The following is a 13,172-nucleotide window of genomic DNA, read 5'->3' as shown; positions in this document are numbered from 1 at the left end:
TCTTTCTCTTGAAATGTGGTAGTGGATGGACATAGATCTGCGACTATATCCCTTTTTTGTACCCATTTTTACTCTATACAGTATACAAAAATATCCGCTGCCAGTAACCAATTAAGTTGATTACCAACAACAGATATTTTAGAACCAAATTTATCTGTTGATTGCCTTAGCAACTGCGCAAAAAGGGCCTGGAACGAACTCTTCCAGACCCTCACGTTAATTTTTATTTGACCAATTAGATTGGCCGTCACGCCTAACCTAAGCTTCATCACTGTTCAGCGACATCACTAGCACATTTTCCGAATAGTTCACGTACTGACGCAAGTGTGATGCCATGTTCCAGGTGATGTTCCCTGCTTCTAGTAGCGACTGAATCCCGGTTCGTTCAGCCCCCAGCGCCCGCACCCGCAGCTTGTTGATCTGGTGTTGGTAGAGCTCCTCGTGATCCGGTGCCGTTTCCGCCTTCGCTCGCTCAATCCGGTTTCGGTATTGAACCAGCAAGTGGTAAACGGCTTGGTTATCGAATTGCGTTTCATCCACGTCGGAACTAGCCAGATACTGCGACAACGACTTGATGGCGGCCTTGGCCGTTTCACGCTCAATCAGATTATTCTCTGCGTGCAAACGGTCCGTGTCTTCAGAATGTAGCCAGTAGGCCGCGTTTCGAAACATATGCTTGAAGAAGACGCGCCAGTAACGCAATACGCTCGGCATGGTGTGGCCTGCCACTTGAGTCAGCCGGCTTTCCAAGTTTTCGATGCGCCGAATGGCCCCCACGTAGCTGGTCTGCGTGATCTTTTCGCCCTTCCGCAGCTCCTTCAATGAGGCGCGTTCGCCTGCCAACGTGACTTCACGTAACTTGATCTCATCTTCTAAGACCTTTTGCATCGCCGTATCCGCTCGGTAGTTCATTTCCAAGCGGCGAATGACGAACTGATAATCCAAAATCAAATCGTAGGCCGCCCGCTGATTATTGGGTCGTCGCAACTCTTCGATCTTTGAAATCGCCAGCCGCATGATGTACGCGCGCGCCTCGTCTTCACTGATTTGGCGCACGGTGTCACTCGGAATCTCCTCGCCATCCGCGTCCAAATCAATCTCGTTGGCACTCTCATCACTGGCACTCGCCCGCGTCTGCAGGGGTTGCCGGGAGGTGGAAATCAGTGGCAGCGTCACCGTAGCCGCCACCAGACTGATAATGATGACGCCCGATGCCACGAACAACATCAACGACCGGGTCGGGAAACCCGCTCCTGACGCGATCGTCATTGGCACGGATAAGACCCCGGCCATGGTCACGGCCCCCCGCACACCAGATAGACCGGATAGAATCGACATGCGCAGTCCCGGCTTATCCGCTTGTTGCTTATGGTTGAGTCGTTCAAATAAGACGTACCCGTAAGTCCAGGCCGTCCGAATCACCACGATGATGACCCAGGTCATAAAGGCAAAGAATAGGGCTTGCCAAGTGTTGAATTGCCCACCCTTGATGACCTTAGACGTGGCCACGGGCAACTCGATACCCAGGATGACGAACACGATACCGTTTAACGAATAGATAATAATATCCCAAACTTTTTCGGTAACTAATTTCAATTCTGGTGAGTCTTCCACGATCCGGTTTTCCCGCGCGTGATAGAGCACGCCGGCCGTCACCACGGCAATTACCCCCGAAGCGTGCGTAATCTCTTCGGTGACCAGATAGACCACGAACGGCGTGGCAATTTGCAAAACCGTGTTGAAAATCACGTCGTCAATCCCTTGGCGTCGTAAGATATCCATCAGTAGTTGGATGGCCGTCATAAAGATGAGGCCAGACAAGAAGCCGACGATACTGATGTAGAAGAAGTCGCCGACCGCGGTTCCCAGGGAGAAAGCCCCCGTCACCGTGGCCGCAATCGCGTATTTAAAGGCGATCAGGCCACTGGCATCGTTGATGAGACTTTCCCCACTGACTAAGTGTAACAGGCTGTCCGGTAGCTTGGCCTGTTTAGAAATCGATTGCACGGCCACCGGGTCGGTTGGCGACAAAATCGCTGCCAACGCCAGTGCCACCGTAAACGGCATTTTGGGAATCAATTCATAAATCAAGAAGCCACCCAAAATCGTGGTCAAGAAGACCAGCCAGATGGCGTTAGCAAAAATCGGTCCGCGCAATCGCCAGAGCTCGCGCCTGGGAAAGCGCCGCCCATCGTTATACAGTAACGGGGCGATGAACAAAAGCAAAAACCAGTCGGTCTCGAGTGGCACTTCAAATTGCCAAACCAAGGCAACTATCAGCCCTAGGGCAATTTGAATCAAACTGACTGGAATAAACGTGAGGTAGTGACTGATAATATTAGAGAATAAAACTAACACGATCAACAGGATCACTGCTTCAACTATAGGCACATAAGGTTCCCCCTTTAAATTCTGTGATTATGGGTGTGGCGCCACTGGCGCTTCCCCAATGATCCGCACTTCTGTTTCTAGCTTAACTTGGTCCTTTTCCCAAATCACCGCTTGGATGTGGTGAATCAGTTCTAGGTAATCGGTCGCTGTGGCGTGGTCGATGTTGACGATGAAGCCAGCGTGTTTCGTGGACACTTGCGCGCCACCCCACTTGAGGCCTTGCAACCCTGCCTCTTGGATCAATTGGCCGGTGTAGTGGCCAGTTGGGCGTTTAAATACACTCCCACAAGATGGCAATTCCAGTGGCTGCTTAGCGGCCCGGCGTGCGTTCAAGTCGTCCATCTTGGCTTGAATTGCCTGGCCATCCCCCGGCTTCAAGGCAAAGGTCGCCGTCAACACGATATCGTTGTAGTCTTGAATCGAGCTGTGCCGGTAGCCGAAATCAAATTCATCTTGGTTCAGCGTCCGAATCTCGCCGTCAGTCGTCAAAACTTCCGCCGAAAAGGCCACCTCACTGATTTCACCGCCATAAGCGCCGGCGTTCATGAAGACCGCCCCCCCAACACTTCCGGGAATCCCAGCCGCAAATTCGAAGCCGGTCAAGGACTGGCTTTGAGCGACTTGGGTGGTCTTGATCAATGACGCCCCCGCCTCGGCCGTAACGGTTTGGCCGTCCGTGGTAATCTTGTTCATCTTAGTCAAAATCATGACCAACCCGCGGATGCCGCCATCCCGGACGATTAGGTTGCTGGCATTGCCCACCACCGTTACGGGTAAATCAGATTCATTGGCATAAGCCAGTAAGGACTTGGTTTCTTGAATATTGGTCGGGAATGCCAGGTAGTCGGCTGGTCCCCCCGTTTTGGTATGCGTGTAATGTGCTAACGGCTCATGCCGTAAAATCTCGATTGCTGGAAAAGCCGTTGCGATATCTGCCATCATCATGTTATCCTCTCGTTCCACAAAAAAATTTAACCACGCCACGGTCAGCTTCACCGCTAGCGGGCTTTTCGTTACTGGGCGATGTCTAACCACCCTCCCAGCAACGTTGTTTGTGACCCCAATCAGGTTCAGCGACTGAGTTGATAGACTGTCCTCAGTGGCCCAGAGTTCCCGGGCGCTTGGCCGCCGTTAGGTCAATAGTCCTATTTTACCATGAATCCGCCAGTAACCGGCAATGAACGCATCAATCAAAGAAAAATCTAACATTTCTGGTATACTAAAACCAGTTAGTGGAGGTGCGAAAATTGAAATTTATTTCTTGGAACGTGAATGGGTTACGGGCAATCGTGAAAAAGAACTTTGGTGAGACCTTTAAGGACCTTGACGCCGACTTCTTCGGGGTGCAAGAGACCAAGCTACAAGAAGGCCAAATCGACTTAGACCTGCCCGGCTACTATCAGTATTGGAACTATGCCGAACGCAAGGGCTACTCTGGCACAGCGCTGTTTACCAAGCACAAGCCGTTAAACGTCATCTACGGCATTGATGCCCCCGACTTCGATCATGAGGGCCGAGCCATTACACTGGAATATCCGGACTTCTATGTGTTAACCTGTTATACACCGAATTCCGGCAGTGGCTTGAAGCGACTCGACTTTCGGATGGGGTGGGAAGCAGCCTTTTTGGCCTTTATCCAAAAACTAGACGCCAAGAAGCCAATCATTTTCTGCGGTGACCTGAACGTGGCCCACACGGAGATCGACCTGCGTAATCCCAAGACCAATCACAAGAACGCCGGCTTTACCGACGACGAACGGGAAAAAATGACGCACCTCTTAGCTTCGGGCTTCACGGATACTTTCCGTTACTTCAATCCGGACGCCACCGACCGGTATTCCTGGTGGAGCTACCGGTTCCACGCCCGCGACAACAACGCCGGCTGGCGCATTGATTACTTCATCACCAGTGACCGCCTACAGCCGCAATTACAGCAAGCAAAAATTTTAGACCAAATCATGGGGTCGGACCACTGTCCCGTTGAACTCGACGTGGACGGACTGACCGTTTAACCCCGCATCAAGAGAGGAAGATGTTTCAGTGAACTTTGTTGCCATGGATTTTGAAACCGCGAGTGGCAAACGCTACAGTGCCTGCTCGTTGGCCCTGACCATCGTCCGCGACAGTCAAGTCGTCGATGAGTTCTATTCATTGATCAAACCGGACACGGACTTTTTCTGGCGTAACGTCCAGATCCACGGCATCCACGAACGGGATGTCGCCAATGCGCCCACGTTCCCCGAAGTTTGGGAGCACGTGGCGCCGTTCTTTCAACGCGACCGCCTGGTAATCGCGCACAACGCCCCATTTGATAACGGCGTCCTGCGTAGTAGTCTAGAACACTACAATCTACCACCGGCTCGCTACCTGACCTTAGACACGGTCAAGACCAGTCGCAAGTTCTTCCCAGAATTTCCGAACCACAAATTGGACACGGTCTGTGATGAACTCAACATCGACTTACACCATCACCACAACGCGTTGGATGACAGTCTGGCTTGTGCCAATATTCTGTTGTACGAAGCCAACCACTTTGGCACCCAGCCGCTGAAATCATTTGTGAAGGTCACGGCTTAACCTGAGATACTCAAAGATTGGGCAGATAAGGATTAGCTAGAAACGTTGTCACCACGCGACTGATGGCGTAAAATTAGTCGTTCACGGCTTCGTAGTGTGGACTGGCCGCCTACCGTCCGCCAACTATGGGTTGGAACGCGGTGGGCGGAATCCTGGCTGACGCAGGCCCCTGGTTTCACTAGTTTTAGTGGGTAAACCGTTGTCGTTTCTGGAATTATCACGCAAATGTTACTTTCTTTAGTTAGATGCATAAAACCCGTAACTCAGCAGCAATCAATACTGTTGGGTTACGGGTTTTTCTGATGGCTTAAAATTGGTGGTCCCTTCAACACAGAGGCCAGTCTCCGTTTAAACGTTAATCCTTGGCCGACCAGTCGATTGGCGCTTGAGCGGCCAAAATATCATCAATGGCTTGAAGTTCTTCTGCACTGAACTTCAGATTCTGCAACGCTGCCACGTTGGCGACGACTTGTTCCGGCCGGCTAGCGCCAATCAAGACACTGGCAATGGCCGGTTGACGTAAGTTCCACGCCAAGGCCATTTGCGCTAGGCTCTGATGCCGATTGGCTGCCACGTCGTTGAGTCGTTTGATGGTCCCCAGCGTCTGCTCGACTTGCGCGGGATGCAGGAACGGAATCGTGGCTTTCATCGCCCGCGAATCAGTCGGAATGCCGTGCAGGTATTTAGCCGTCAACAATCCCTGACACAGCGAGCTGAAGCTGACGGCCGCCTTCTGTTCCGCTGCCAGTTCTGGCAAGACGTCCGTTTCAATTTGCCGGTTCAACAGATTGTAGCGGGGTTGGTCGATGATAAATGGCGTATGTAAGTCCTTGAAAATGCCCGCCATCACCTTGATCTGGGCGCCACTGTAGTTGGATAAGCCGACGTACAGCGTCTTGCCTGACCGTACCAGCTGATCCAGTGCTAGTGCTGTTTCCTCAGGGTTGGTCTGCGGGTCGGCCCGGTGACTGTAGAAAATGTCAAAGTAGTCCAGTCCGGTACGCCGCAAACTCTGGTCGGCGCTGGCAATGATGCTCTTGCGTGACCCCCAATTGCCATATGGCCCCGGCCACATCACGTAACCCGCCTTGCTGGCGATGACCAATTCGTCCCGATACGGTTTCAAATCCGTCGCCAACATTTTACCGAAATTGGTTTCGGCGCTACCTGGTTCCGGCCCATAATTGTTGGCCAAGTCAAAATAAGTAATCCCCAAATCAAATGCCTGGTGGACGATGGCCTTTTGGGTGGCGTAGGCATCAACACTGCCAAAATTATTCCACAGGCCTAGCCCGATGGCAGAAAGCTTGAGGCCACTGTCACCGACCCGGTTATAAACCATTTTTTGATAACGCTGTTCATTTGCTTGATACATTTCGTATCCTCCTCAAAGCGAATCGCTTTAAATTAAGGATACCGCTTTCACGACTGCAAAAAAAGCCCGGTCCTCACCGAGCTCACTTCTGTTCTGCAATTTGGTAGACCATCTCGACCGCCGTGACCTGTTCACCGTCATCATCGGTAACCAGCTTGGGCGGCGTCGCAGTTCGGGTGAAACCTAGCTTCTGGTACAGCTTCATCGCCGCCACGTTGCGGGTCTGCACGATGAGACCGATGGCTTGCAGCGCGCTGGCCGTGTCCGCCCAGTAAAGCGCCTCGTCGACCAAGGCCGTGCCAATGCCCATGTGCCAATATTTTTTCTCCACGGCAATCCCCAATTCACCGACATTGCCCTGAGGCGTTGGCGAAATGGAACAAACCCCTAACAGTTCAGTCCCCAAGCTCGCCACCAGTAACAGGTGCCGCGGACTTTGAGTGATTTGCGTCAGCTGATCAGCCTCTTGGGCCGGACTGATGGGGTCATCAGCGTCAGCCAGGGTAAACGTATCGCTCTCTTGCTGCAGCCGGTCGAGTAACGCCAACAATTGCTGGGCATCGGCGGGATTGGGTAAGCGAATTGCGACTTCTTCACTCATTTTTGGCTGTCCTCCAACTGTTGCACTAATTTTTCAAAACGGGCGCCGACGGGTTCGAACGTCAATTTCCGCTGATTTTCCCCGGCCGCATCGTCTCGTTTAAAGACGATCCGCAGATACTGTGCGGGTAATTCATCGGCAATAAACTGCGACCATTCGATAACGTTCACGCCATCCCCGTTGAAGTACTCATCGAGGCCCAGCTCATCGCCACTGCCGTCTTCCAGCCGATAAACGTCCATGTGGTACAGCGGAATCCGCCCACTCTGGTATTCCCGAATAATCGTAAAGGTCGGGCTCTTCACGTTGCGCTTGATGCCCAAACCGAGGGCCAGTCCCTTGGTAAAGGTGGTCTTGCCAGCTCCCAAATCACCGTCAAGCAAAATCACGTCGCGCGGTTGTAATGCGGGCGCCAATGCTTGGCCTAGCGCCATGGTTTGTTCTGGACTCGTTACGGTCGTTTCAAACATACTTGCTTTCCCCTTTTTAACAAATTTCTGTGATGCCTTTTAAGTTAATTGTAAACAATTTTGATGAACATTGATTAATCCAGTTGCTTGTTGGCACACGTTCCAACCCATATTTGGCGGACGGTAGGCGACCAGTACACACCACGAAGCTGTAAACGACTAATCTTTATGCCATGAGTTGCGTGATGCCAATTTTCCTAACAGGATAAATAATACCCGGACTGCTGATAAATAGCAATCCGGGTATCTTTTATTTTAGCAATTCATTTGTGTCCGGTAAATGAACCTTAGAGTGACTGGGCTGCAGTAATGATGGCAACCTTGTAAACGTCTTCTTCGTTGCAACCACGAGACAAGTCAGAAACTGGCTTGTTCAGGCCTTGCAGGATTGGGCCGATGGCTTCGAAGCCGCCAAAGCGTTGCGCAATCTTGTAGCCAATGTTCCCGGATTGTAATTCTGGGAAGACAAAGACGTTAGCATGTCCGGCAACCTTGGAGTCTGGCGCTTTTTGGGCACCAACACTTGGGACGAAGGCGGCATCAAATTGTAATTCACCATCTAATGGCAAATCAGGCGCCGTTTCGTGAGCAATCTTCGTGGCTTCTTGAACCTTGGTGACCATGTCCCCCTTGGCAGAGCCCTTGGTGGAGAAGCTTAACAAAGCAACCTTCGGGTCAATGTCAAAGACTTTGGCCGTGTGGGCACTTTCGATGGCCACTTCAGCCATGCCGGGTGCGTCCAATTCAATGTTGATTGCGCAATCAGCAAAGACGAAGCGTTGGTCGCCCTTTTGCATGATGAAGGCCCCACTGATCCGGTGAACGCCTTCCTTAGTCTTAATGATTTGCAAAGCTGGCCGCACCGTATCACCAGTTGCGTGAACGGCACCAGAAACCATGCCGTCTGCTTGGTCCATGTAGACCATCATAGTCCCGATGTAGTTCGGGTCCTTTAACATTTCAGCAGCTTGTTCTGGGGTATTCTTCCCCTTCCGCCGAGCGACCAAGGCGTCTAACATGGCCTTGTGTTGGTCAGCTGGAATGGCTTCAGGGTCCAGTAAGGTCACTGGGCTCAGGTCAATGTTGTTGTCCTTGGCAGTGGCTTCAATTTCGCTTTGCTTACCCAGCACCACGGACTTGATCAAACCGTCAGCGGCTAACCGACTAGCGGCGCCTAAGACCCGAGCATCTTCTCCTTCAGGGAAAACGATGGTTTTGTTTTGTCCATTGATTTTTTGCTTAAGACTATCAAAAAGTTCCATAGATAATGACCTCCATAAAATATCCCACGAATCAATTCTCTTTCAACCTATGCTTGGTTAGATGCTGAGTGCGGCCCTTCGTCGACGGAAACGTGCTCTGGGAGCTGCCAGTCGATGGGCGTTTCACCCAATGATGTCAGTGCGATGTTGGTTTTGGAAAATGGTTTGGACCCAAAGAAGCCGCGGTAAGCGGACAACGGACTTGGATGAGGCGCCTGTAGAACGATATTGGTTTGCGTATCGATCAAACTGATTTTCGACCGGGCGGCGCTACCCCACAGGATAAACACCACCGGTTCTGGCCGTGCCGATAATTTGGCAATGGCCGCGTCAGTCAGGCGTTCCCAGCCCTTCCCTTGATGGGAGAAGGCCTTGCCGTCACGCACGGTTAACACGGAGTTCAGTAGTAAGACACCCTGCTTGGCCCAGCTTTCTAAATAACCATGATGGACGGGCTTGATGCCCAGGTCGCTTTCGAGTTCCTTATAAATGTTCTGTAATGATGGCGGAATCGGTGTCCCCGGTAAAACCGAGAAGCTACAGCCGTGTGCCTGGCCAGGATTGTGGTACGGGTCTTGACCCAAGATAACCACCTTGACCTGGCTAAACGGCGTCCACTCGAACGCGGTAAAAATATGATACATGTCCGGGTCGATGCGGTAGTGCTGATACTCTTCCACCAGAAATTGGCGCAACTGTTGATAATAAGTTTGCTCAAATTCGGGCTCGAGCACCGGCCACCAGTCATTATGAATAAACGGTTTCATTCCCAACACCTCGCCTTTTATTCTATCATAATGCTTGGCTAAATGATATTATCGAACAGCTTCTTGTGAAACATGTTAGAATGGAGCTAATAAGATTTGTCGATCAGACTAAAAAGGAGGGTCCCCATGCGTACACTGTATCTAAACCAGGCCGCGCTATCGGCGAAGGCCACGACCGTGATTCGGGATACGAATAACCAATCACGCTATCTGTTAGTTGGTAAATGGGGACTGCGCGCCGACGTATTGTCGGTCTACACGATTGCGGGGGCACTCGAGGCTGAAGTCAAACAAGAATCATTGGGCCTCCTCCCCCGCTTTCGCCTGATCTATCACCGGCAAACGGTCGGCCGCGTCGCCAAGACCTTCGGCGTGATTCGCGAAGTCCTGTTCGTCCGGGGGTTAAACTGGATCATCATGGGCAACCTGAACAGCGGGCATTTTAAAATTTACCACGGCCGCGACCTGATTGCGACCATCGATCAAGTCAGTCAATCGGGCGGCGGCACCACTGCTTTAGCCATTGATCAGCCGGATCATGAAGCGTTGGTCATTTGCCTCGCCGCCATTCTCGACCGTTGGGCCAAGCACCAATCCAAGGCCTTTAATCCCTTGCATAATCACGTTTGGGCGCCCGCGGCCGGTAACGTGGCCCAGTTTCGGACTAAGGATAAATCGGATTAACTTGTGGCAAACAAATAGCCAACCAACCAGACCTAACGTCTAGCTGGTTGGCTATTTTTAATTGACACAGGCTTTAGGGTACAATGACTAATTTCTTATTAGCAGAAACGTACTGGCCGTTGGTCAACTGGAACCGTGTAGTCTTGTTGTAAGCCACGATTTTCTTGACCTTGAGGACTTGGCCCTTGCGATAGTGCTTGACCTTGGTCTTCAGCGCTTTTTGTCGATAGCCGTTGAGGCCCGTTGCCAACACCTTGATCTTGGCTTGCTTCTTGGCGTAGTAGACGGGGGCAACGTAGCTGGCCTTGGCCGTGATATACCCGGTCTTACCCGCTGTCTTCGACTGATGGTTCACGTCACGGACCTTGTAGCGTAAATTGCCTTGCTTAGATTCACTGATTCCCGTGACCACAAACATCGGTCGCTTGGTGCGCTTTTGCTTGCTGTACCAGTGTTTAACGGTCTTCTTGCTAAAGTTCTTGCCGGCGTACAGACCAATCTTTTTGGTGGCGTAAACCACGCTGGCCATCGGCGCAATGCCGGCCGCATCCCCACCGGATTGGAGGCTCCGTTGATAATGGAAGGTCACCGTCTGGGCTTGGTCGGTAAAGGTCCCGCTGGTCTGGCCGTCCGTCTTGCTTAACCGGTAGCCCGCAAAGGACAACTGGTCAGCTTGATAGCTGGCGCCCAACTCACCGGTCAGGACCTGGTCATTGGCCAGTTGCTTGCCCTGTTCATCCAGATAACGGACCGTCACTGGTTGTGCTTGACTGACCGCCGGCGGTGTTACTGGTGGTATGATCGGTTCAATAACCCGATTAACTGGTTGCCAAACATAGGTCTCGACGCCGGTTGGATTGTCTTTGCCATTGTATAAGTCAGTGATGGCCTTACCTGTCGTGAACTCCTGGCCTAATGGATTCTGGCGAGTTCCCGAACCGACTGCTTGCCATAAGCCGGTGAATTCGCCTGGAATTTCCTGGGCAGCATTTAAATTTGAACTAGACGCAAAATTAGCTTGAGGTCCGAAGGTAATTTGTTGAATATTGTTTGAATAATTAAAAATATCAGCACTCAATTTCGCCGTCGAGGCAACACTCCTCAAATTGATTACTGAAACGCCAGAGCGACCAAACATATACATCGTGCTACTTAGTTTGCTAAACGTTCCATTTTCAAAATTAATTTCATTTAAACTTTTTGTTCCCGCAAACATCGTGTTAGCGCTGTCAACATTATCTGTATTAAAATTAGATACGTCCAGATTTGCTAATGATGACGCTTCACCGAACATCCCAAACATTTGCGTTACATGACTCGTATCAAAGTGAGAGACATCCAGGCTGGTCACTGCACTATCCTGATAAAACATACTGTGCATATCCGTCGCCGCGGAAGTATTCAGCTGATTCAAGTTTACAAATTCTTGGACATTCGGCATCTGACTAAAGAGAGCACCAGCATTGGCCACGGTCTTCACTGTCCCATCTAGAATCACCCGCTTGACTAACTTTCCAGCTGCTTTGATCTCCGTCTCAGTAGGACTAGTCTCTTGTTGCAACGCAATTTGGGTATTGAACTGCCCAATATTATTGGTATTCACCGGTGTCTCTGCCAAAGTCCCTGCCCCTAAATGCAGGTCCCCCGCCGTCGTCAAATACCAGTGAACGCTGCCATAGTCGCCTTGGTACTGAATCTCATCGGTCGTTGCTGCTCTGGCGGTGATGACAGCCGGTTGGTGCGGCGTGATCACCTGACTGACTGGTTGTCCCATCCCAATTGTTAAACCTAAAAGTAGTGTTGCTGCTTGCCATTTCATAGTTAGCCCCCCTCAACGTGTAGCGATTTACCTTGCAGCGTCTCACCGTGACAGTAAGCGCTTTAAAAAAAGTGGATGTTCGCAGCGGCGTCGACCTAGTCAATGTCCGGCAACCGTCTTCTATTCTGCCAGTACTAGTCCCAAATCACGCATCAATTTGACAACTGTCAGCTATCTCAATTGATAAAAGTTAATCTGTATACTAGTTACCATATTCACCTATCACATAGTAGCACGATTCATTAACAATTCCAACTACTTTTACTCACAATTTTTATCAAGTGATAATATTGAGGCCGACTAGTAGCCAGCATCCCCGCCACCAGTACGTTTACCGGTTTTTCCGGTTAACTAAAAAAACACGCCCGGAATTATTATCCCAGACGTGCCCATACCACAGATTCACTTACCTGCAGCAAGTGTTCTACACGTTCAACACTTTATTCAAAAATTCTTGGGTCCGCGGATTTTGCGGATGGTCGAATACTTCACTGGGGGTCCCGGCCTCTTGGATGATGCCATCGTCCATGAAGGCGACTCGGTCGGCCACGTTCTTGGCAAAACCCATTTCGTGGGTCACGACGACCATCGTCATCCCCCCTTCGGCTAGGTCCTGCATGACTTGCAAGACATCCCCGACCATTTCCGGATCCAATGCCGACGTGGGTTCGTCAAACAACATGATCTCCGGTTCCATGGCCAACGCCCGGGCAATGGCCACCCGTTGTTGCTGGCCACCGGACAAGGCGTGTGGCATCGCGTTGGCCTTATCCGCTAAGCCCACCTGCGTAAGCAATTTTTCGGCCCGCACCTTGGCGTCTGCCTTGCTCAAGCCCTTCAACTGCACGGGGCCCAGCGTGACGTTTTGGAGCACGGAGAGATGGGGAAAGAGATTGAAATGTTGAAAGACCATGCCGATGTTTTCCCGAATCCGGTTCAAATCGACCTTGGGGTCACCAACCCGTTGGCCTTCCACCAGCACCTCACCGCTAGTCACTTTTTCCAAGCCATTTAAGCAGCGCAAAAAGGTACTCTTCCCAGAACCAGACGGCCCAATCAGACACAAAACTTCTTGGGGTTGCACACTGAGATCAATGCCTTTTAACACCTCGTTGTCGCCAAATGCCTTGTGCAGGTCCGTCACCTGAATTTTTGGTGTCGTTGTCATCCTATTAACCTCCCAAAATACCAATACCTATTTTTATGTAAAAGAGGACAGCCGAACC

Annotated in this window: 12 protein-coding genes; 3 read left to right on the top strand and 9 right to left on the bottom strand. The window is 51.1% G+C overall.

Annotated features, from left to right (window positions below):
- Positions 1-258 precede the first annotated feature (258 nt).
- Together EKM83_RS05925 and murB are read right to left on the bottom strand one after the other, a co-directional pair.
- Positions 259-2,391: a cation:proton antiporter gene (locus tag EKM83_RS05925; protein ID WP_125575710.1), complete on the bottom strand. Its 2,133-nt coding sequence runs from the start codon at positions 2,389-2,391 to the stop codon at positions 259-261.
- Between the two features lie 27 nt (positions 2,392-2,418).
- On the bottom strand, positions 2,419-3,336 hold the full coding sequence (gene murB, locus EKM83_RS05920) for a UDP-N-acetylmuramate dehydrogenase (RefSeq protein WP_125575709.1): 918 nt from the start codon (positions 3,334-3,336) through the stop codon (positions 2,419-2,421).
- A 302-nt stretch (positions 3,337-3,638) separates the two neighbouring features.
- Between murB and EKM83_RS05915 the strand changes: the two genes are divergently transcribed.
- Both EKM83_RS05915 and EKM83_RS05910 read left to right on the top strand, forming a co-directional pair.
- Positions 3,639-4,403: an exodeoxyribonuclease III gene (locus tag EKM83_RS05915; RefSeq protein WP_125575708.1), complete on the top strand. Its 765-nt coding sequence runs from the start codon at positions 3,639-3,641 to the stop codon at positions 4,401-4,403.
- A 28-nt stretch (positions 4,404-4,431) separates the two neighbouring features.
- The gene (locus EKM83_RS05910; protein ID WP_125575707.1) at positions 4,432-4,968 is read left to right on the top strand and encodes a 3'-5' exonuclease; all 537 of its coding nucleotides are present in this window, start codon (positions 4,432-4,434) and stop codon (positions 4,966-4,968) included.
- A gap of 355 nt (positions 4,969-5,323) precedes the next feature.
- Here EKM83_RS05910 and EKM83_RS05905 read toward each other — a convergent pair whose 3' ends face one another.
- The 5 genes from EKM83_RS05905 to EKM83_RS05885 all read right to left on the bottom strand — a co-directional run bounded on the left by EKM83_RS05905 (position 5,324) and on the right by EKM83_RS05885 (position 9,443).
- On the bottom strand, positions 5,324-6,343 hold the full coding sequence (locus tag EKM83_RS05905; protein ID WP_125575706.1) for an aldo/keto reductase: 1,020 nt from the start codon (positions 6,341-6,343) through the stop codon (positions 5,324-5,326).
- An 82-nt stretch (positions 6,344-6,425) separates the two neighbouring features.
- The gene (locus tag EKM83_RS05900; protein WP_125575705.1) at positions 6,426-6,944 is read right to left on the bottom strand and encodes a GNAT family N-acetyltransferase; all 519 of its coding nucleotides are present in this window, start codon (positions 6,942-6,944) and stop codon (positions 6,426-6,428) included.
- The gene (tsaE, locus tag EKM83_RS05895) at positions 6,941-7,414 is read right to left on the bottom strand and encodes a tRNA (adenosine(37)-N6)-threonylcarbamoyltransferase complex ATPase subunit type 1 TsaE (RefSeq protein WP_125575704.1); all 474 of its coding nucleotides are present in this window, start codon (positions 7,412-7,414) and stop codon (positions 6,941-6,943) included. The genes EKM83_RS05900 and tsaE overlap by 4 nt, the downstream gene beginning before the upstream one ends.
- Positions 7,415-7,701: 287 nt before the next feature.
- Positions 7,702-8,676, bottom strand: coding sequence for a phosphate acetyltransferase (gene pta / locus EKM83_RS05890; RefSeq protein WP_125575703.1), 975 nt, complete (start codon positions 8,674-8,676; stop codon positions 7,702-7,704).
- 47 nt (positions 8,677-8,723) lie between these two features.
- Entirely contained in the window at positions 8,724-9,443 is a 720-nt protein-coding gene (locus tag EKM83_RS05885) for a uracil-DNA glycosylase (RefSeq protein ID WP_125575702.1), read from the bottom strand.
- Between the two features lie 126 nt (positions 9,444-9,569).
- On the opposite strand from EKM83_RS05885, the gene EKM83_RS05880 reads away from it, so the two are divergent.
- The gene (locus EKM83_RS05880; RefSeq protein ID WP_225418626.1) at positions 9,570-10,127 is read left to right on the top strand and encodes an LURP-one-related/scramblase family protein; all 558 of its coding nucleotides are present in this window, start codon (positions 9,570-9,572) and stop codon (positions 10,125-10,127) included.
- Between the two features lie 73 nt (positions 10,128-10,200).
- On the opposite strand, the gene EKM83_RS05875 is transcribed toward EKM83_RS05880, so the two are convergent.
- Positions 10,201-11,946, bottom strand: coding sequence for a MucBP domain-containing protein (locus EKM83_RS05875; protein ID WP_125575701.1), 1,746 nt, complete (start codon positions 11,944-11,946; stop codon positions 10,201-10,203).
- A 424-nt stretch (positions 11,947-12,370) separates the two neighbouring features.
- Positions 12,371-13,114, bottom strand: coding sequence for an amino acid ABC transporter ATP-binding protein (locus EKM83_RS05870; protein WP_125575700.1), 744 nt, complete (start codon positions 13,112-13,114; stop codon positions 12,371-12,373).
- Between the last annotated feature and the right edge of the window lie 58 nt (positions 13,115-13,172).

The organism is Levilactobacillus angrenensis, assembly GCF_003946085.1.
GTDB classification, from domain to species: domain Bacteria; phylum Bacillota; class Bacilli; order Lactobacillales; family Lactobacillaceae; genus Levilactobacillus; species Levilactobacillus angrenensis.
This window is presented reverse-complemented; position numbering and strand designations above follow the sequence as displayed.

Coding starts and splice junctions, on each gene's coding strand:
- EKM83_RS05885 (WP_125575702.1), bottom strand. CDS start 9,443: ATGAAACCGTTTATTCATAATGACTGGTGGCCGGTGCTCGAGCCCGAA.
- EKM83_RS05900 (WP_125575705.1), bottom strand. CDS start 6,944: ATGAGTGAAGAAGTCGCAATTCGCTTACCCAATCCCGCCGATGCCCAG.
- pta (WP_125575703.1), bottom strand. CDS start 8,676: ATGGAACTTTTTGATAGTCTTAAGCAAAAAATCAATGGACAAAACAAA.
- tsaE (WP_125575704.1), bottom strand. CDS start 7,414: ATGTTTGAAACGACCGTAACGAGTCCAGAACAAACCATGGCGCTAGGC.
- EKM83_RS05880 (WP_225418626.1), top strand. CDS start 9,570: ATGCGTACACTGTATCTAAACCAGGCCGCGCTATCGGCGAAGGCCACG.
- murB (WP_125575709.1), bottom strand. CDS start 3,336: ATGATGATGGCAGATATCGCAACGGCTTTTCCAGCAATCGAGATTTTA.
- EKM83_RS05870 (WP_125575700.1), bottom strand. CDS start 13,114: ATGACAACGACACCAAAAATTCAGGTGACGGACCTGCACAAGGCATTT.
- EKM83_RS05905 (WP_125575706.1), bottom strand. CDS start 6,343: ATGTATCAAGCAAATGAACAGCGTTATCAAAAAATGGTTTATAACCGG.
- EKM83_RS05875 (WP_125575701.1), bottom strand. CDS start 11,946: ATGAAATGGCAAGCAGCAACACTACTTTTAGGTTTAACAATTGGGATG.